At 47.8% G+C, this 17,464-nt stretch carries 14 protein-coding genes and 1 tRNA gene; 6 read left to right on the top strand and 9 right to left on the bottom strand.

Translation table 11 applies throughout. The features are described from left to right. Positions 1–9 precede the first annotated feature (9 nt). The 6 genes from C7460_RS03780 (at position 10) to C7460_RS03755 (ending at position 7,834) form a co-directional block, all read left to right on the top strand. Positions 10–2,745 (top strand): sugar-binding domain-containing protein, encoded by a 2,736-nt coding sequence (locus tag C7460_RS03780; RefSeq protein WP_170147872.1) that lies wholly within the window; start codon positions 10–12, stop codon positions 2,743–2,745. A 2-nt stretch (positions 2,746–2,747) separates the two neighbouring features. Further along, entirely contained in the window at positions 2,748–3,467 is a 720-nt protein-coding gene (locus tag C7460_RS03775; protein ID WP_115866738.1) for an RraA family protein, read from the top strand. A 62-nt stretch (positions 3,468–3,529) separates the two neighbouring features. After that, positions 3,530–4,696 (top strand): mandelate racemase/muconate lactonizing enzyme family protein, encoded by a 1,167-nt coding sequence (locus C7460_RS03770; RefSeq protein WP_115866737.1) that lies wholly within the window; start codon positions 3,530–3,532, stop codon positions 4,694–4,696. Positions 4,697–4,708: 12 nt separating this feature from the next. Further along, positions 4,709–5,497: an SDR family NAD(P)-dependent oxidoreductase gene (locus tag C7460_RS03765; protein ID WP_115866736.1), complete on the top strand. Its 789-nt coding sequence runs from the start codon at positions 4,709–4,711 to the stop codon at positions 5,495–5,497. A gap of 45 nt (positions 5,498–5,542) precedes the next feature. Then, positions 5,543–6,391, top strand: a complete 849-nt coding sequence (locus tag C7460_RS03760) for an SMP-30/gluconolactonase/LRE family protein (protein ID WP_115866735.1) — start codon at positions 5,543–5,545, stop codon at positions 6,389–6,391. 21 nt (positions 6,392–6,412) lie between these two features. After that, positions 6,413–7,834, top strand: a complete 1,422-nt coding sequence (locus C7460_RS03755; RefSeq protein ID WP_115866734.1) for a sialate O-acetylesterase — start codon at positions 6,413–6,415, stop codon at positions 7,832–7,834. 4 nt (positions 7,835–7,838) lie between these two features. Here C7460_RS03755 and C7460_RS03750 read toward each other — a convergent pair whose 3' ends face one another. The 9 genes from C7460_RS03750 to C7460_RS03710 form a co-directional block, all read right to left on the bottom strand. After that, positions 7,839–9,761, bottom strand: coding sequence for a sulfatase-like hydrolase/transferase (locus C7460_RS03750; protein WP_115866733.1), 1,923 nt, complete (start codon positions 9,759–9,761; stop codon positions 7,839–7,841). A 335-nt stretch (positions 9,762–10,096) separates the two neighbouring features. Then, positions 10,097–10,909: an SDR family oxidoreductase gene (locus C7460_RS03745; RefSeq protein WP_115866774.1), complete on the bottom strand. Its 813-nt coding sequence runs from the start codon at positions 10,907–10,909 to the stop codon at positions 10,097–10,099. 284 nt (positions 10,910–11,193) lie between these two features. Continuing rightward, positions 11,194–12,405, bottom strand: coding sequence for a BaiN/RdsA family NAD(P)/FAD-dependent oxidoreductase (locus C7460_RS03740; protein ID WP_115866732.1), 1,212 nt, complete (start codon positions 12,403–12,405; stop codon positions 11,194–11,196). Then, positions 12,406–14,406, bottom strand: coding sequence for a tetratricopeptide repeat-containing sensor histidine kinase (locus tag C7460_RS03735; protein ID WP_170147871.1), 2,001 nt, complete (start codon positions 14,404–14,406; stop codon positions 12,406–12,408). A 42-nt stretch (positions 14,407–14,448) separates the two neighbouring features. Continuing rightward, positions 14,449–14,742 carry a thiamine-binding protein gene (locus C7460_RS03730; protein WP_115866730.1) on the bottom strand — a complete coding sequence of 98 codons (294 nt, stop codon included), beginning with the start codon at positions 14,740–14,742 and terminating at the stop codon, positions 14,449–14,451. A 6-nt stretch (positions 14,743–14,748) separates the two neighbouring features. Next, complete coding sequence (gene pth / locus C7460_RS03725) at positions 14,749–15,306, bottom strand: aminoacyl-tRNA hydrolase (protein WP_115866729.1); 558 nt, start codon at positions 15,304–15,306, stop codon at positions 14,749–14,751. A 135-nt stretch (positions 15,307–15,441) separates the two neighbouring features. Beyond that, on the bottom strand, positions 15,442–16,050 hold the full coding sequence (locus C7460_RS03720; RefSeq protein WP_115866728.1) for a 50S ribosomal protein L25/general stress protein Ctc: 609 nt from the start codon (positions 16,048–16,050) through the stop codon (positions 15,442–15,444). 35 nt (positions 16,051–16,085) lie between these two features. Next, on the bottom strand, positions 16,086–17,012 hold the full coding sequence (locus C7460_RS03715; RefSeq protein ID WP_115866727.1) for a ribose-phosphate pyrophosphokinase: 927 nt from the start codon (positions 17,010–17,012) through the stop codon (positions 16,086–16,088). A 63-nt stretch (positions 17,013–17,075) separates the two neighbouring features. Continuing rightward, positions 17,076–17,148 (bottom strand) — tRNA-Gln (locus C7460_RS03710). Positions 17,149–17,464: the final 316 nt, after the last annotated feature.

Here is a 17,464-nt window from a genome sequence, read left to right as displayed (position 1 = left end):
CTGACCTTTATGAATAAGCTTTTTCTAAGCTTATCCGCTGCAATGATTCTTTGGTCATGCAGCGAACCTGCAACTCATGAAATCTCTTTGGCTGGAGAGTGGCAAGTGATGCTGGACTCCCTGGATCAGGGGGTAGCCAAGCGTTGGTTTGAGCAGCAGTCCACACCAGGTGTGGTCATGCAGCTACCCGGCACCATCGATGAAAATGGCCTTGGGGTAAAGCATAGTCTCGAACCCCAAATGAATGATACGGTACTCTTTAACCTAACCAGAAGGCAATACTATACCGGAAAGGTTTGGTACCACCGTACCTTCGACTTGCCTGCCGATTGGAATGATGAAGAGCTATTGCTGACGCTGGAGCGGGTATTGTGGAGATCTTCCGTTTGGATTAACGGAAAGTCGCTCGGATCCGCCGAGAGCTTGTCCACCCCTCATCGATATAGCGTCAAAGGGCTTTTGAAACCGGGTGAAAACTCGATTTCGATTCTTGTGGATAATTCGTTCATCCATCGAGGTATTAGCTTCGAGCACGAGCGCTACCCAACACCGGAGGCGCAGGGTTTTTCTCATGCCTACTCCAACCATACACAGGGTAAATGGAATGGTATTTTGGGTGAAATCTCTTTGCAGCGCAAGGGGACACTCCTGAAAGATGTGCGCCTTTACACCGAGGTGTCCAGCCGCACGCTTCGGATAGAAGTCCCGATGAAAGCAACGGATGAAACCATACTAAGCTATACCATTCGCAAGGATCGTGACGAATTACAATCGGGAGAAAAGCCATTGACTTTCTCAAATGAAAAAGGTAGTTTGACGATTCAGCTTCCTGAGCATTTTGAATTTTGGGAGGAGCTAAATCCGGCGATTTATACACTTGATCTACGGGTGAATGGTTCTGATGCCCGTACATCCATGGAGTTTGGGCTTAGAGAAATCCGCGATCAGGAGGGTGTACTACAGGTAAATGGGCAGCGCGTCTTCTTGCGTGGCAACCTGGACTGTGCAGTTTTTCCCGTCAAGGGCCGTACAGACATGACGAAAGCCGAATGGCTCAAGACCCTCAAGGTAGTGCGCTCCTATGGGTTCAATCACATACGATTTCATTCGTGGTGTCCACCAAAAGGTGCTTTCGAGGCTGCGGATCAGCTGGGCATGTATTTGCAGGTGGAGCTGCCGCACTGGAGCCTCGATGTTGGTGCCGATCAGGCTACAAACGAGTTCCTGGAAAACGAAGCCTTCAGCATCTTGCGAGAATATGGTAACCATCCATCGTTTGTGCTCATGACAATGGGTAATGAGCTGGAGGGAGACTATGAATTGCTAAACAAGCTGGTGGCTAAAGTGCGTGCATCGGATACACGTAGATTGTATACGACCACAACATTTTCTTTCCAGAAAGGAATAGGGCAGACCCCTCAGCCGGAGGACGACTACTTCATCACGCAGTGGACCGACAAAGGCTGGATTCGCGGGCAAGGTTTTTTCAATACGGTTTCCCCGAGGTTTGATCAGGACTTTGAAGCACGTCTTTCGCACATCGATAAGCCAATTATCTCCCATGAGATAGGTCAGTATGCCATCTATCCAGATTTTTCTGAGATTGAAAAGTATACAGGTGTATGGCAGGCACTCAATTTTGAGGCGATCCGCCTCGACCTTGAACGCAATGGGCTGTTGCCACTCGCACCGAAATTTACACAGGCTTCTGGTCAGCTGGCGGCACTGCTCTACAAAGAAGATATTGAGCGGGCGCTGAAGACACCCAGTATGGATGGCTTTCAGATGCTTCAGCTACAGGATTACCCGGGGCACGGTACCGCACTGGTTGGGTTGCTCAATGTCTTTTGGGAGTCCAAAGGCATCATGGATAGTACGACTTTTCGGCAATTCAATGCACCGGTGGTGCCTTTACTCCGGTTTGAAAAAGCTGCATACAGGTCCGGAGAGCTGTTTGAAGCAAAGGTTCAGGTGGCAAATTTCACAAAGCCCATAGAGGACTTTCAGCTCAACTGGGAAATCCGTGACAAGTCAGAACTTGTTGCAAATGGACGTGTAGTAGGTGATTCCATACCTGTCGGAAATGAAATAGTAGGGGAGTTTTCCACTGAGCTAAAGGCAGAAAAAGCCAAAAAGCTGACCGTTCGGGTAGAGTTGGAAGGAACGGCTTACCGCAATCAATGGGATATTTGGGTTTACCCGAAGGTAACACAACCAAAATCTGATGTTGTTTATACCCAATCGTTTATGGAGGCAAAAAAGCTTCTTGCAGCAGGTAAAAGCGTACTCCTTAATCCTAACTTGAAAGAAAAGATTGGCGAGCCGAATAGATTTGGACCAATTTTTTGGAGCCAGCTGATGTTTGAGCAGCCGTCTAATATGGGGCTTTTAGTAGATCCGGAGCACCGCGCATTTACCGATTTTCCTACAGAGTACCATAGCAACTGGCAATGGTGGGACTTGTGCACAAACTCAAGAATCGTACAACTCGGAGATTTGGAAGTGAAGCCACTCATTCGCGTGATCGACAACTTCACCACCAATCGCAATCAAGGGCTGGCTTTCGAAGCAAATGTCGGTGCCGGGAAGCTCCTCTTTACCACCATTGACCTGTACAGTTTGCTCGACGAGCGAGTAGAAGCCAGGCAGCTACGCTACAGCTTGATGCGTTACATGGACAGTGAGGCTTTCCAGCCAGATCAGTCCATTGATTTCCAACAGTTATCATCACTGAAAAAGAACTAACAATGAACCAAGTAATAGATACCGGCGAAAAGGTGACCTGGGCGTCAGATAAAGAACTTTTTGCCATTGTAAGAGCGGAGCTATATACCGCTGTGGTAGGGGATATTATGGATAAAATGGGCTATCTGCACCAGTTTTTACCACCTGAGATCCGTCCACTACGCGACGATATGTTTCTGGTAGGGCGAGCTATGACGGTGCTGGAGGCGGACTGCTTCGAAGACCTTCCCGCTCACGGTCAAAACCCGATTATGCAAAAGCCTTTTGGGCTGATGCTGGAAGCTCTGGACGACCTCAAGGAAGATGAAATTTACATCTGCACGGGGGCTTCTCCATCCTACGCGCTGTGGGGAGAGCTGATGGGTACGCGAGCTCAAAAACTCGGCGCACAAGGTGCGGTGGTTAATGGCTACTCGCGGGATACGGTAGGCTTACTCGACCTGGACTTTCCTACTTTTTCCTACGGGAAATATGCACAGGATCAGGCGCCGCGTGGCAAGGTGATTGACTATCGAGTTCCTTTGGAAATCGAAGGGGTACGCATCATGCCTGGCGATATCATCATTGGAGATATCGATGGAGTGTGCGTGGTGCCTCAGGCTATTGAGCAGGAAGTGTTTGAGCGGGCTATCGAAAAAGCACGAGGTGAAAAAGTAGTGCAAAAGGCCATTTTAGAGGGGATGAGTGCTAAAGACGCTTTCGATAAGTACGGCATCATGTAGATGGTGTCACATACTCATTGCGTTCGAAAAGCATTTTTTCAAAAGACTAATCAATTACCTGAATGAAAATTACGGATGTAAAAGTATGGTTGGTAGAAGGTGTGAAATATAACTGGACCATGCTGAAAATATATACGGATACCGGACACACGGGCGTTGGTGAATCCACCAACTGGCCTGGAAGCCCCATGGTCTACCATGCTACCAAACATGCTGGCGATCGCATTATTGGTATGGATCCCATGAAGACGGATTTTATCTGGACCAAGCTGTACCGCGACCTCAACTGGGCCGGCCCACACGGAGTGAGTTTGTGCGCGATTAGTGGCATAGATATGGCGCTGCTAGACCTCAAGGCTAAAGTGCTGGGTGTACCGTGCTATGACCTGCTGGGCGGCGGCTATCGCAAAGAAGTATTGCTATATGCCAACTATTGGTTTATCAACGGTGGACACACGCCTGAGGAGTATGCGGAGCAAGCCAAAAAGGTGAAGGAAGCCGGTTTTACAGGATTGAAATTTGACCCTTTTGCTCATACGAGCTATCTGTATGGGGAGCATTTGTCTTCCAGTCTCACGCTGAGCGCAGAGACTCAGGAGCTGGCTTATCAGGTGAGCAAAGCGGTGAGAGATGCGGTAGGGCCCGATTTTGATATCATGATAGAAACCCACGGCCTGCTTAATCTACGGATGGCAGTGAAAATGGCTCAGCGCTTTGCCGATCTGGATATCACCTGGTATGAAGAGCCTGTTGGTCCGGAAAATGTGGATTCGCTTGAAGCAGTGCGCAAGCGCCTGCCGGGCAGTGCTCCAGTCGTGGTAGGGGAGCGGCATTACACGCGCTATGGCATCCGCGAAGTGTTGGAACGCCAGCTTTGCGAGATCATGATGCCGGACATTACTCGTTGTGGAGGGCCCTCGGAGATGAAGCGCATGGCTACTATGATGGAAGCCTATAATGTTTTGCTGGCACCACACAATCCAAACGGTCCACTTTCTACTTTGGCGAGTGCTCATGTGTGCGCCTCAGTGCCTAATTTTTTCCGTCAGGAATTTATGTTTACCGATGTGCCTTGGCGAGATGAGATCATCACGGCACCTATAGCAGATATGGTGCGCGATGGAAAGCTCCACCTGAGCGAAGCTCCCGGGTTGGGCGTGGACCTCATAGAGGAGGAAATGGAAAAACATCCGGGAATCACCATAGCGAAAGATGGCTTTTACGTGTAGCAAAACGCGCTTATGTCATTAGCAATAGACCTCACGGATAAAGTAGCGATCGTTACCGGAGTGACTTCCGGTATAGGAAAAGGTGTGGCGCTGATGCTGGCCAGAGCCGGCTGCCATGTGGCAGGCTGTGGCACTTCTGAGGCTGAAGATCAGGGAGCGAAAGACTTTGTTGCTTTGGTAGAGCGCGAGGGCAGAAAGGCATTTTATCAGCAAACTGATGTAACCAGTCAAGAAGCGCTTACGGATTTTGTGAGATCTTCGGTGGCCCGTTTCGAGCGCATAGATATACTGGTATCCAATGCTGGAGCCAATGTTTTTGAAAGTCCTGAAGCATGCACCGATGAGCGATGGGAGTTCAACATGGACCTCAACCTCAAAGCACATTGGCATTTGAGCAAGCTGGCTCAGCCTCATTTGCGAAAGACAAAAGGAGTGATCCTGATCATGACCAGCAATCATGCTTATAGCTCTTTGCCCAATTGTTTTCCCTACAATGTTACGAAAACGGCTTTGACAGGTTTAGTGCGCACATTGGCACTCGATTGGGGACCTGAAATTCGCACAGTTGGGCTGGCTCCGGGTTTTGTAGAGACAGAGGGTGGCGAAAACTGGTTTGCGTCCTTTGATGATCCGGCAGCAGCCCGCAAAAAGGTGGTAGAACTTCATCCCGTCAAGCACCTGGGTACGGTCGAGGAGATAGGGGCGTTTTGTGCGTTTCTGGCAAGCGATTTTGCTCAGTTTATCACCGGTGTGACCTATCTCATAGACGGAGGTAGGAGCACCATCATGCAAGATATGTGAAATACTAACTCAGACCTAAGGTCGGTAAGATATTAACCCATCCATATGAAATCACTAAAGGCACAATTAGAACTCGACCTCAAAGCTTCACTTGGTGAAGGCCCTATTTGGCATGAGGCCCAGCAAAGACTCTATTTTGTAGATATAGACAAAGCGCGCGTACACACTTTTGATCCAGAGACCAAAAGCCATCAACAGTGGATAACACCTCTGTTTCCGAGTGCGCTTTTTCCTCAAGATGGAGATCAGGTGTTGGTAGCGGCGCATCAGCAAATCATCTCTTTGGATACTACCTCTGGGAAATGGGAGCCATTTCAGCGCCTGCCTATTGGTAAACAAGATATACGTTTCAATGAAGGGAAAATGGATCGTAGCGGAAGGCTATGGCTCGGTACAATGCAAGTGGATGCTCGCCAAAAGGCGGGAGCATTTTACTGTTTGGATACTAATGGGGAGCTGCATAGCGTGCTGGACAAACTCTCTGTGCCTAATGGTTTTTGCTGGAGTCAGGATCAAGAGTACATGTATCACATAGACTCTTTAGAAAAGACAGTTTGCCGTTATCGCTATCAGGAGGATCGGTTGCAGCTGTCTGACCGTAAAGTGGTGCTGGACTTCACTGATGGAGAAGCACTTCCCGATGGTATGTGCATGGATCAGCGAGGTAATCTCTGGATCGCATTTTGGGGTGGCTATCGGGTTGGCTGCTTCAATCCTGCTACTGGTGAGCAGATAGCCGAAGTGAGCGTTCCTGCACCTCACGTCACTTCCTGTACTATTGGTGGACCTGATCAAAACCAGCTGTTTATCACCACGGCACGATATGGCATGTCAGATGAGCAGTTGGAGGCTTACCCGCTAAGCGGTGGTCTGTTTTCCGTTAAGTTTACGTAGTTCATTAACTCATCACTCAATATGCCATTTTTCTATTCTACAGCTTGTTGGTTGCGTCTTTGGTGCACTCCATGTCTTTTTATCTTTTTAAGCATTACAGCAAAAGCTGAAATCACCCTACCAGCTATCATAGGTGACCATATGGTGCTGCAGCAGCAGACCACCGCTCAGATTTGGGGCTGGACGAGCCGGAGCAATGAAGCTATTCGAGTTTGGGCCAGTTGGGGGAGTGACACGGTTACTACGAAGGCTGTTCGTGGCGACTGGAAAGTGGCTTTGCCCACACCTAAAGCTGGCGGGCCTCATACGCTTTACATTGCAGGACATGATACTGTGGTGGTAAAAGATGTCCTGATCGGTGAGGTATGGCTGGCATCCGGCCAGTCCAATATGGAAATGCCTGTAGACTCCATTCATGCTGGTTTTCCGGGTATGACCAATTTTCGTGAAGAAATCGCGCAGGCTGATCAACCGGAAATCCGTTTGTTTCTGGTGCAAAAGCGCGTTGCTGATGCGCCGCAGCTTGATGTGCAGGGTGAGTGGAAAGTTTGTTCTTCAGAATCTGTTCGGGATTTTTCAGCTGTGGCATACGCTTTTGCCGACAGGCTCCATAGCACCCTAAGCAGGCCCATAGGTATGATCGCTAGCTCGTGGGGAGGCACCAATGCGGAAGTATGGATGCCGGCAGATTCGGTTTTGGGTGATTCACTGCTTACAAGCCCTTTTGTTGGTTTGAAGGAAGGAAATCGGTGGCCTTCCTTGCCGGGTAAAGCCTACAACGCAATGATTTATCCATTGCGTCATTTTGCACTGAAGGGTGCCATTTGGTACCAGGGAGAAAGCAATAGGCTCCGTCCGGAGACTTATCCTCAGGTGATGGCAAAGCTCATCAATACCTGGAGGTCACATTGGGGTGATGAGATGCCCTTTTATTTCTCCGAAATCGCTCCATATAAGTACTGGAGTGCGCGTGAGCTGGTGCCTTACCTGAAACAAGCACAGGCCGAATGCATGGAAATTCCTTATACGGGCATGGTGGTTACCAACGATCTGGGAGATTTAGGTCATATTCATCCGCGCAGTAAACGACAAGTTGGCGAGCGACTGGCTGCCTGGGCGTTGGCCAAAGACTATCAGGTGGATGTGGCCTATTCTGGTCCGGTTTATAAAAGCCATACAATTGATCGCCGCAAAGTGGTAGTGAATTTTGCTTTTGCCGAAGGGCTAAAAAGCGTGGATGGTCCTTTGCGTGACTTTGAAGTGTCCAACGAGCAGGGAGAGTGGTTTTCCGCTACAGCGAAAATAATAAACGGCCAGGTCCATGTATGGGCTAAAGAGGTGCGCAACCCAGCTGCCGTACGCTTTGCATGGAGTGATGTAGCAGAACCAAATTTGGTGAATGCTGCCGGTCTCCCGGCAGCCTGTTTCAATACCGCGCCCTAGCTGATTACCAGTGCGTTTTGTAAACCAGCTCTCTACCTTCATGCAAGTAGCGATACATGTCGATGCTTTCTGATAGGAGTCCGGACAAGCCTTCTTTTCCCTGAAGTTTTTTGATTTCTTCCATGAAAAGAACGGATTCGCTTTTCGGCAAATAGAGAATTTCCTGAACAGCCTGCAGGGATAAGTACGTGTTGTCGTGATGTATGTAGCTGGTCAGAACCGCCCGGGCATCCGGGTCCCCGAAATGACTGAGGAGCAGAGCTGCAAGCTGGATGCGTACAGGAGGAAAATCGTCGGTCAACTGATTTTTAAGTTGAGATTGGAAAGGGCTTAGGTCTGATTTAGCTTGTGCGGAAAGTCCGAGTGCAGCCCAGTAGCGCACAATGGGGTTTTCATTGCCGAGCCCTTGAAGTTGTTTTTTGATGGATTTGTCACCTGTTCCGACTAGACTGGCCATGTCATAGATGGCTTCAAACTCATAGGCATCAGAGGATTTGTATTCAAACGGAGTAGTGGTCTTGCTAATGGAGTCTAGCGTGCATTCTGGAAGGAACAGCACGTCTTTGGCTGATCGCAGTTTGTTGTCCAGTGCTTTGCTCAGCTTCTTCTTCACCTTTCGGAATTTTGGATTGGCCGCCAGATTGTTCGTTTGCCAGGTGTCTTCCTTTAGGTCATAGAGCATTTCAGTGGGTTTGGTTTGCAGCGGCATAGCCTGGATAGGGTTTAGCTGGCCCTGCATGTGATACGATCTGATCAGCTGCCTGCTCGCAGCATAGTCAAAGTATTTTTGATAGCTGTATGCTGGTCTGTTTGGGTAAAATGATCGGGTATAATAATAGCGTCCGTCACTCACAGAACGCGTGAGGTTGTAGGCTTCACCACATCGGTCGGCAGAGGTAAATGCGTATTGTTGGGCTTCTGGGGCTTCACCTAGAAAAGCCTTACCCGTCATGTAATCCGGTGCGTCCAGGCCCGCTAGTGCCAGTATGGTAGGGGCCAGGTCTTCAAAAGTTACGGGCTGTGATGTGGCTTTTTGGTTTTTAAAGGGGTTGAGGTGAGCGTATGCCGGAGGGGTAATTACCACCATAGGCACCTGATGGCCTAGTGCAATGCCCTTACTTTTGGTGCGGAGCCCACCGCCACCATGGTCTGAGTAGATGAAAATGATGGTGGACTCCACCAGCTTTTCTTTCCTCAATTTGTTCATCAGCGTGTCTATCTCATTGTCGATTTTTTTCAGTGCGTTGTAAGTCCGAGCCAGCTCACGACGCATTTCGGGGGTGTCTTTGTAGTAGTCAGGTAGGATGATAGCTTCATCGGCTATGCGCTCATCTGGTGAAAGCTGGTCCAGGATGCGTCCTTTGTAGTTTTTGTACGGGTTGGTAAATGTTCTGGACTGGTGCGAGTTGTTGAAGTTGAATACCGAAAAGAAGGGTTGGTCCTCGGTTCGGTTCCACCAGCCAGCTGTTGCGGAGCTCTCTACCCATGCCTCACGGGTGATTCTCCATCTTTCGGAGGTGTTGTAGTCTCTTTTGGAGTTGTTGGAAGTGTGGTAGCCTGCGTTTTTTAAGAAATGCGGGAAGGGTTTTACGGAAGTAGGAATGGGGTAGTTGGAACGGTGATGACCAGTGCCGTACTCATTGGTACGTGTGCCCGTAATGATGCTGTACCGACTGGGGGAGCATACTGCTCCGGTAGAAAATGCCGCATCAAACCGAATACCGGCGTTGATCAGCGAATCGATCACGGGAGTATTGGCGGCAGTATTTCCATAGGCTCCGTAAAACTGTGGAGACATGTCCTCCATGACTATCCAAACAATATTCGGACGCTGAGGAGTCTGCTTTTGAGCGTTGCTATGGATGCTGATGATCCATATGAAGACAACAGAAAACGTCAATTTGAAAAAATGATAAACCTGATTCATATCCTTTAGTACTTGTATGCTAATTGATCGATAAAACTAGCTAGAAATACAGGTAATGAAATGGATTTTACTGGAGCAGATATGGACAATAGATGATGGTAGATATCTTTCCTTTCAACTGCCAGCTGCAAGAGCTGATCGTGAATTCCACTGAGTGTAACGAGTTGCGGGCGCAACTGAATCAAGATCGGTTCATTTTTACATCAAGTTTTTCATAGTGATGTTCGTTTGCCGGTTTTTGGTTTGGTTAGTTGATTGATTTTATACGGCAAACAAAATGCCTCGGAGTGGTTTCCGGGGCATTTTTTTTACTCTGGACCAACTTAATAATCCTTTTACACTCCGCTACAAGCACTAAATCCTCCGTCTACCGGAATGATGGTGCCCGTAATAAAGCTAGCCGCGTCTGAACTTAAAAATAGCGCTAAGCCATTCAGTTCTTTAATGTCCCCAAACCTTCTCATCGGGGTTTTTTGAATTACCTTTTTACTGCGTGGGGTTAGTGTACCGTCTTCATTGAGTAGTAATCGCCGGTTTTGATCACCTAAAAAGAATCCAGGAGCTATCGCATTGACTCTTACCTTATCACCAAACTTATCAGCCAGTTCACATGCCAGCCATTGGGTGAAGGAATTGACTCCAGACTTGCCTACTGAATAGCCCATTACGCGTGTGATTGCAGAGTAGGTGGCCATGGAAGAGATGTTGATGATGCTTCCCCGTCCAGTTTTAGCCATGGCTTCCCCAAATATCAAAGAAGGGTAGATGGCTCCTTTTAGGTTGAGGTCTATCGCAAAGTCTATGTCCGGAAGGTTAAGGTCAAAGATGGATTGACCTTCCGGTTGTGTAGCTTTAGGGGTGTTGCCACCAGCAGCATTGATCAAAATATCTATCTGGCCGAAGCGGTTGAGGATGGTTTCTTTGGCTTCATGGAGCTCAGTAGGATTTAAAACGTTAGCTTTTACACCGATCACATCAGCCGTTATGGTTTGTAGTTCCGCAACAGTACGCTTTATCTTGGTGTCAGTCATTCCCAGTACGACCAATTTTGCCTTAGCCTTTGCGAAAGCGTGAGCCATTGAGCTGCCCAATACTCCAGACCCGCCCGTAATCACTACCGTTTTCCCTGCTACACTGCTGTAGTTCATGTGATGTATTTTGTTTGTATGTACAATTGTCATGCAAGGTAGCTGTTCTCGATTGGAAAATCAATCGGTTGCGTAAAACAGAGAAAGGCTTGTGAGTAGATATGTTGTTTTCTAGGAATGATAGGTTCATGTTAGCCTGAATACGATAATTGGTTAGATCTGCAATCGGTTGATTTTCTCGCGATATACTTTGAGAAAATAAGGTTAGACATTTCGGGGTGAAAGGTCTGGCGAGAAAGTTGAGATTTATTTGCGTCAACGCCCGCTATGCCACGAAGCAGAGATTAGATCGCTTCCGATATCATCCATCCAGCACTCCAGCAGGCCTGAAAGTTGAAGCCACCCGTAAGGGCGTCTATGTCGAGCAGTTCTCCAGCCAGGTAAAGTCCAGGGTGCTTTTTGCTTTCGAATGTTTGAAGGTTTACTTCACTCAGTTTTACGCCTCCACAGGTCACAAACTCCTCCTTAAACGTACTTTTGCCTGATACCGAGTAGCGCCCCTGGCACAGTTCTTCTACCAGTTTATTGATTTGTTTTTTGGTTAGTTCACCAAATGTCTGATTCTCCTGGATACCTCCAATCTGGAGTATACGCTCCCAAAATCGCCTGGGAATTCCTTCCAGAGGGTAGTTGCCTGCTTTTCGGTTGGGGTGATTTTGCTTGGTGGTGTTGAGTTGATTCCTCACATCATCTGCAGGAGTCTCTCCCAGGTAGTTGATCAGCACTTCAAAGTGGTAGTTTTTCTCTGCCAGCTCTCGTGCACCCCACGCGGATAGTTTGAGTATGGCTGGTCCACTCAGCCCCCAATGAGTAATGAGCATAGGCCCTGTGTCGGTCAGCTTACTACCTACTATCCGTACGCTTGCCTGCTCAAAGCTCACACCCATCAGTCCCTGCAGGCGTGGATCTTTGATGTTGAAGGTAAACAGGGAAGGTACCGCAGGAGATAGTTTTAGTCCCCTATCTCCTAGTATCCGCCAAAGACCCGTGCTGCTGCCTCCGGCCATCACTACAGCATCCGCTTCCAGTGTGCGGGTTTTCGTTTGTACTTGCCACAGGTTTCCAGTGGGAGTCAGGGCCATTACCGCTTCCTGGGTGCAGATATTTACTCCATTGGCTTTGGCTGTAGCCAAAAAGCAGTCGATGATTGTTTGGGAAGAGTTGCTCTCTGGAAACATGCGCTGGTCGGCTTCTGTATGAGTTTCTACCCCATGTTGAGCTAACCAGTCTGCCATGTCTTTGGTGGTAAACTGCTCAAAAACCTTATAAAGTTTCTTTTGTCCTCGAGGATAAAAGTCTATGAGCTCGCCCGGGCGATGACGTGCGTTAGTGACATTGCAGCGGCCACCGCCTGAGACCTTTACCTTGCTCAGTAGTTTGTTAGATTTTTCGAGAATCGTCACAGAATAGCGCGGGTGCTTCTCGGCAATGTTGATCGCTGTAAAAAATCCTGCAGCTCCGCCACCCACTACTATGATGCGTTTGTGTTGGGTCATTTAGCTAAACTCTATAGAAAATGTTTTGGTGTGGTTGGCCTGATGAAGGCGAATGCTACCACCCAGCTGATCCACCAGCAAATGCACCAGACGCAGCCCAAAGGAAGAGGCATTGTTTACATCAAAGTTTTGATCAAGCTCAATGCCATTGTCCATTACATCCAGTTGAAATTGTTTGTCGGTTTGTAGCAGTCTTACCTCTACTAGCGGTTGCTCTATGTTGTCAAAAGCATATTTGAAGGAGTTGGTGATGAGCTCATTGAGAATCAGTCCTACAGGTATTGCTTTGTCCATGTTAAACTGTGCCTCGGCTACATCCATGTTTACTTTCACTTTTGATTCTGAGTCAAAGCTCTGCTTCAGGTTTCGCACCAGTTCTTCCAGGTAATCATGGATATTCACCTGTTCCAGACCTTCTTGTTGGTACAGTTTTTTGTGGATCATGGCCATGGCATTTACCCGGCTTTTTCCTTCTGCAAATGCAGCTTTAGCTTCTTCACCTTCAAGTTTGAGTGATTGGAGTCCCAAGAGGCTGGATATTACTTGTAGGTTGTTTTTTACCCGGTGGTGGAGTTCGCGAATGAGGATTTTGATTTTTTGATTTTGCGCTTCCAGTTGTTGGTTTTTGTTGCGAACTGATGTGAAGGTATAAGCCAGTGTGAGTAGGGCAAACAGCGCCATGACAAAACTCGCTCCTAGCAGCCAGTTGATTTTCTGGTTGGCCGCTAGCTGGTCGCGGCTTGCCTGCAAAGCTTCTTCTTTTTCCTGGGTTTCGTACGCTATTTTGAGGTCTGTCAGTTCTCTTTTGGCTTGAGCCAAATCATTGTTTTTGAGGTGTCCTACATAGGCGGCATATGTGGTATTGACTCCCTGTTGATCTCCTAGATGTTCATAGGTGCTGATTATTAGTTCAAAATACCCCCCAAAGTCGATCTCACGATTAGAGCTTATCAGGTTTTCGGCATCTGCCAAAAAGCCCTTGGCATAATGAATAACAGAATCATATTGGTGTTTTTCGTAATGATACCTGCTCCAGAGGTAGGCCAGGTGTTTGTTTTCCATCGGGCTGGTTCTCAGAGGTGAGTCTTCCGCGATTTGAATGCTCTGGCGTGCTGCTGTAAGTTCACCGTTGTCCAGGTAAATGTCAGCGGCCATTAGACGGTTTTTGATGATAAGCTGTCGGGCATCTGGTGCCCGGGTGATGATGTCGTAGGCCTGGTTGTAGTAGGAGAGTGCTGAGTCCTTAGCATCAGTAGATCGCAATATGCTCGCCACGTTGTTGAGCGCTGCTACTTGAAATTGCGAGTTGTTGGGGGCTATTTGGTAGGCGCTCATGAAGTGTGACTTGCCTTCAGGGTAACGCTCCAGCTGTACCATGATGCTGCCTAGCTGCATATAGGCAATTACTGAATCCATCCGGTTGGCGTCTGGTAGCGCAAAAACCCTATCAAAGTATTCAAGCGCCTTGTCATAGTTTTTAGCTTTTCGATAGAAAATGCCCAGGTTGCCATAAATGCGTTTCAAGGTAGTTGGCTCTTCACGAAGTGCCAGGGGTTCAGAAATTTTGAGGTAATAAATGGCACTGTCATTGGCACCTGTACGAGCGTGGTAGACGGCTATGTGATTGAGTGCCCACAGGTAAGAGCGTGTGTCGCGGCCTTTAAATTCGGGAGCTACCTTGTTAAAGTAGTGGTAAAGGCTGTCCAGCCTACGTCTCTTGTGGTAATAGATGCCGGTGAAATAGTCTTGTACAGTAGCGATAGGGATGCCCTTGTAGGATGTGGCTATGCTGGGCAAAGTTTCGCGTATGGCGAGCACACTGTCTACTTGCTGTGGGGGTAGTGCTATGGCAAAAGCGATCGTGTGCGCTATCTGTTCATCTGAATTGCCCGCAGAGTTGATTGCTTGATGGAGGTGTTGCAAGTTGTCGCTTACGTTTGATTGGGCAGAAAGCGTGACTGACATTAGGCTCAACACCAGTGTAAGCAAGCCAATTTTCATAAAATGTGAATTAGGTTCTGGATAAAAATATGCCATAAAGGCCTATCTATCCAACCTTTTTTCGGCGAATGTGACGTCAGCGTCTTTGCGATAATGTATGCGATAGTATACCAGGCATTCATCTGCTCCTGCGTCCAGTACGGCCTTTTGAGCTTGTTCGGCTATTTCCATTAGCTGAGGATACGGCCCTTCCATCACCGTTTCGAACGGGGTGATCTGGTAGGTAATGCCGGACCGGCTAATCACCTCTATCGCAGCATCTACTAGCTGGTAGGTGTCGAGGTTTTTGCTTTTGGGTACGATCTGTATGCCCAGGGTTGTGAGGTGCTCAGTCATAGGGTGTTAGTTAAATTGGTTCATGGTGCGTGCGAGACCAATGGTGCTAAAGGCAAGAGTAGCGTCGATAGCCCGGTCCATGTTGAGTACCAGCTCGTCCATTTCCTGCTTGTTAAATGGTGCCAGTACATAGTCTACCTGCCGGCCTTTAGGGTAATCATCACCCACGCCAAAGCGCAACCGTGCGTAGTTTTGGCCTCCAGTCAATTCCTCAATGTTTTTGAGGCCGTTGTGCCCTCCGGCAGATCCTTTGCCCTTGAGGCGGATTTTCCCGTAGGGCAGGGCTACATCATCAGTGATCACCAGAAGGTTTTCTTTAGGAATCTTCAGTTCCTTTAGCCAGTAGTTTACAGCCTTGCCGCTCAGGTTCATGTAGGTGGTTGGCTTTATGAGATGAATGGTGCGGCCTTTGTATTTGAACTCTGTAAAGAATGCATGGCGGCCATGCTCAAACTTTGCACCTTGCTGGTCTGCAAGTCTATCCAGTACCAGAAAGCCAATGTTGTGACGGGTGAGTTCGTACTCAGGACCAATATTTCCAAGTCCGGCTATGAGGTATTTCATGAGATTGAAGTCTGTATTTGATGGGCAGCAAAAGTAATAAAGGATTGGTTGGGGGAGTAGCGCGGTATTTAGTCAAAAAAAAATCCTACTTCCGGTTGCCCGAAAGTAGGATTTAGTGACGTTTGATGAAAAGGTTTATTCAGCTGCTGCTTCTTCGCCTTCTTCTTCACCTTCCTCATCTTCCACCTGCTTGCCACGAAGTGCTCTAGGTACTTCTATACCCATGATGGTCACGAGCGGGCTGTTCAGGATTTCAAAGTTTTCGGTAGGTACTTCACCCACTTTTACTGACTTACCAAGGCCAAGCTTCGATACATCTACTTCGATGTACTCAGGCATATCCTTAGGCAATGCTCTCACAGTCATTAGTCGCAGCTTACGGATAAGCTTACCACCTTGCTGGATGCCAGGAGGTGTACCAACAGGACGCACAGGGATGTCCATTTTGATCTTAGTGCCTCTAAATAGCTGCAGGAAGTCCACGTGCATGATGATTTCACTCACAGGGTGAAACTGGATGTCCTGAAGGATCGCTTCGTAAGTGTCTCCTTCGATATTTAGGTTTACAAAGTGTGCTTCGTCGGTATAAACAAGTTCTCTAAACAAAATCATAGGAGCGTAGAAGTGCACTTGCTCTTCTCCACCGTACAGTACGCCAGGTACCATACCTTCTGCTCTTAGTTTTTTTGCTTCGGACTTGCCGAGATTCGCTCTTTTATACCCTACAATCTCAACAGTTTTCATAATTGTTATTTATTAATTGTTTAGAAAATACAAATTTAGATGAATAGTGCGCTTATAGACTCATGGTCGTGCACTTTTCGGATAGCTTTCGCAAAAAGGTCTGCTACAGTCAACACCTTAATTTTGTCGCTCTTTTGTTTGAGGGCGATGGTGTCAGTGGTGATGAGCTCTTCCAGTTCGGAAGCTTCTATGTTTTCATATGCTTTGCCCGAAAGGATCGGGTGTGTACATATGGCTCTTACGGTGTTTGCACCTTTTTCTTTCAGCAGGTTGGCTGCTTTGCAAATGGTGCCGGCCGTATCTGCCAGGTCGTCTACGAGGATGACATCTTTGCCATCTACATCACCAATTACCTGCATAGACGCTATTTCATTGGCTCTTTTTCGGTGCTTGTCGCACACCACCATGTCTGCCTCGAAGTGCTTGGCGTAACTTCTTGCTCTTGCCGTACCCCCTACATCAGGAGAAGCAAATACCAGGTTATCCAGGTTGAGCTGCTTGATGTACGGAACAAAGATGGCGGTGCCATCCAGATGATCTACCGGAATATCAAAGAACCCCTGAATCTGACCAGCATGCAGATCCATTGTCATTAGCCGGTTAGCTCCTGCTGCTGTGAGCAGGTTGGCCATAAGTTTCGCAGCTATGGAAACTCTCGGGCGATCTTTTCGGTCTTGTCGTGCATAGCCAAAGTATGGGACTACTACAGTGACATACTTCGCGCTTGCGCGTCTCGCCGCATCGATCATCAGGAGTAGCTCCATGATGTTGTCTGATGGGGGAGTGGTAGACTGTATGATGAAAAGATCGGTGCCTCTGATAGATTCGTTGTAGTTGAAGTTGAGCTCTCCATCGCTAAACTTCTGAGAGGTACTTTTTCCGAGGGGTTTGCCGTAAATTTCTGCGATTCGAGATGCTAAATCATTGGTGCCTTTACCCGCAAAAATTTTGACTGAGGACATGGATATCTTGCTTTTAAATAAAAAATCCCGATCCTCAATGTAAGATCGTCGGATCGGGATTAGTTGGCCTACTAGGGCTCGAACCTAGACTCTTCTGAACCAAAATCAGACGTGTTGCCAGTTACACCATAGGCCAATAAGATAGCTTGAGATTAAAGTGCCAAACCATTCACTTCTGCCGGAATAAGTCTGATTTTAATCAGACCTGCCTGCCGGCAGGCAGGCGTGTTGCCTTTACACCATAGGCCAAGAAACCAGAGAATGTTTAGCGTCCTTCTCGGCGGACAAACCCAGAAACCGTGTTGTTGTTCCTGAATTGGATTGCAAAAGTAGAAATTTTTAGATCAAATAGGCAAGTAGTGAAGTAAAAAATACATGAAAAAATATATCAATCATTTTGAGCTTACTTCCTTGTTGCAGAAAATGAGTGAGTTGTGTTTATTTGAATCTAA

It is taken from the genome of Marinoscillum furvescens DSM 4134 (assembly GCF_003386095.1).
Taxonomy (GTDB): domain Bacteria; phylum Bacteroidota; class Bacteroidia; order Cytophagales; family Cyclobacteriaceae; genus Marinoscillum; species Marinoscillum furvescens.
This window is presented reverse-complemented; position numbering and strand designations above follow the sequence as displayed.

What these genes read in the sequence shown, in the direction of transcription:
- C7460_RS03715 (WP_115866727.1), bottom strand. Translation starts at nt 17,012, where the DNA reads ATGTCCTCAGTCAAAATTTTTGCGGGTAAAGGCACCAATGATTTAGCA.
- C7460_RS03765 (WP_115866736.1), top strand. Translation starts at nt 4,709, where the DNA reads ATGTCATTAGCAATAGACCTCACGGATAAAGTAGCGATCGTTACCGGA.
- pth (WP_115866729.1), bottom strand. Translation starts at nt 15,306, where the DNA reads ATGAAATACCTCATAGCCGGACTTGGAAATATTGGTCCTGAGTACGAA.
- C7460_RS03750 (WP_115866733.1), bottom strand. Translation starts at nt 9,761, where the DNA reads ATGAATCAGGTTTATCATTTTTTCAAATTGACGTTTTCTGTTGTCTTC.
- C7460_RS03730 (WP_115866730.1), bottom strand. Translation starts at nt 14,742, where the DNA reads ATGACTGAGCACCTCACAACCCTGGGCATACAGATCGTACCCAAAAGC.
- C7460_RS03720 (WP_115866728.1), bottom strand. Translation starts at nt 16,050, where the DNA reads ATGAAAACTGTTGAGATTGTAGGGTATAAAAGAGCGAATCTCGGCAAG.
- C7460_RS03755 (WP_115866734.1), top strand. Translation starts at nt 6,413, where the DNA reads ATGCCATTTTTCTATTCTACAGCTTGTTGGTTGCGTCTTTGGTGCACT.
- C7460_RS03780 (WP_170147872.1), top strand. Translation starts at nt 10, where the DNA reads ATGAATAAGCTTTTTCTAAGCTTATCCGCTGCAATGATTCTTTGGTCA.
- C7460_RS03745 (WP_115866774.1), bottom strand. Translation starts at nt 10,909, where the DNA reads ATGAACTACAGCAGTGTAGCAGGGAAAACGGTAGTGATTACGGGCGGG.
- C7460_RS03770 (WP_115866737.1), top strand. Translation starts at nt 3,530, where the DNA reads ATGAAAATTACGGATGTAAAAGTATGGTTGGTAGAAGGTGTGAAATAT.
- C7460_RS03775 (WP_115866738.1), top strand. Translation starts at nt 2,748, where the DNA reads ATGAACCAAGTAATAGATACCGGCGAAAAGGTGACCTGGGCGTCAGAT.
- C7460_RS03760 (WP_115866735.1), top strand. Translation starts at nt 5,543, where the DNA reads ATGAAATCACTAAAGGCACAATTAGAACTCGACCTCAAAGCTTCACTT.
- C7460_RS03740 (WP_115866732.1), bottom strand. Translation starts at nt 12,405, where the DNA reads ATGACCCAACACAAACGCATCATAGTAGTGGGTGGCGGAGCTGCAGGA.
- C7460_RS03735 (WP_170147871.1), bottom strand. Translation starts at nt 14,406, where the DNA reads ATGAAAATTGGCTTGCTTACACTGGTGTTGAGCCTAATGTCAGTCACG.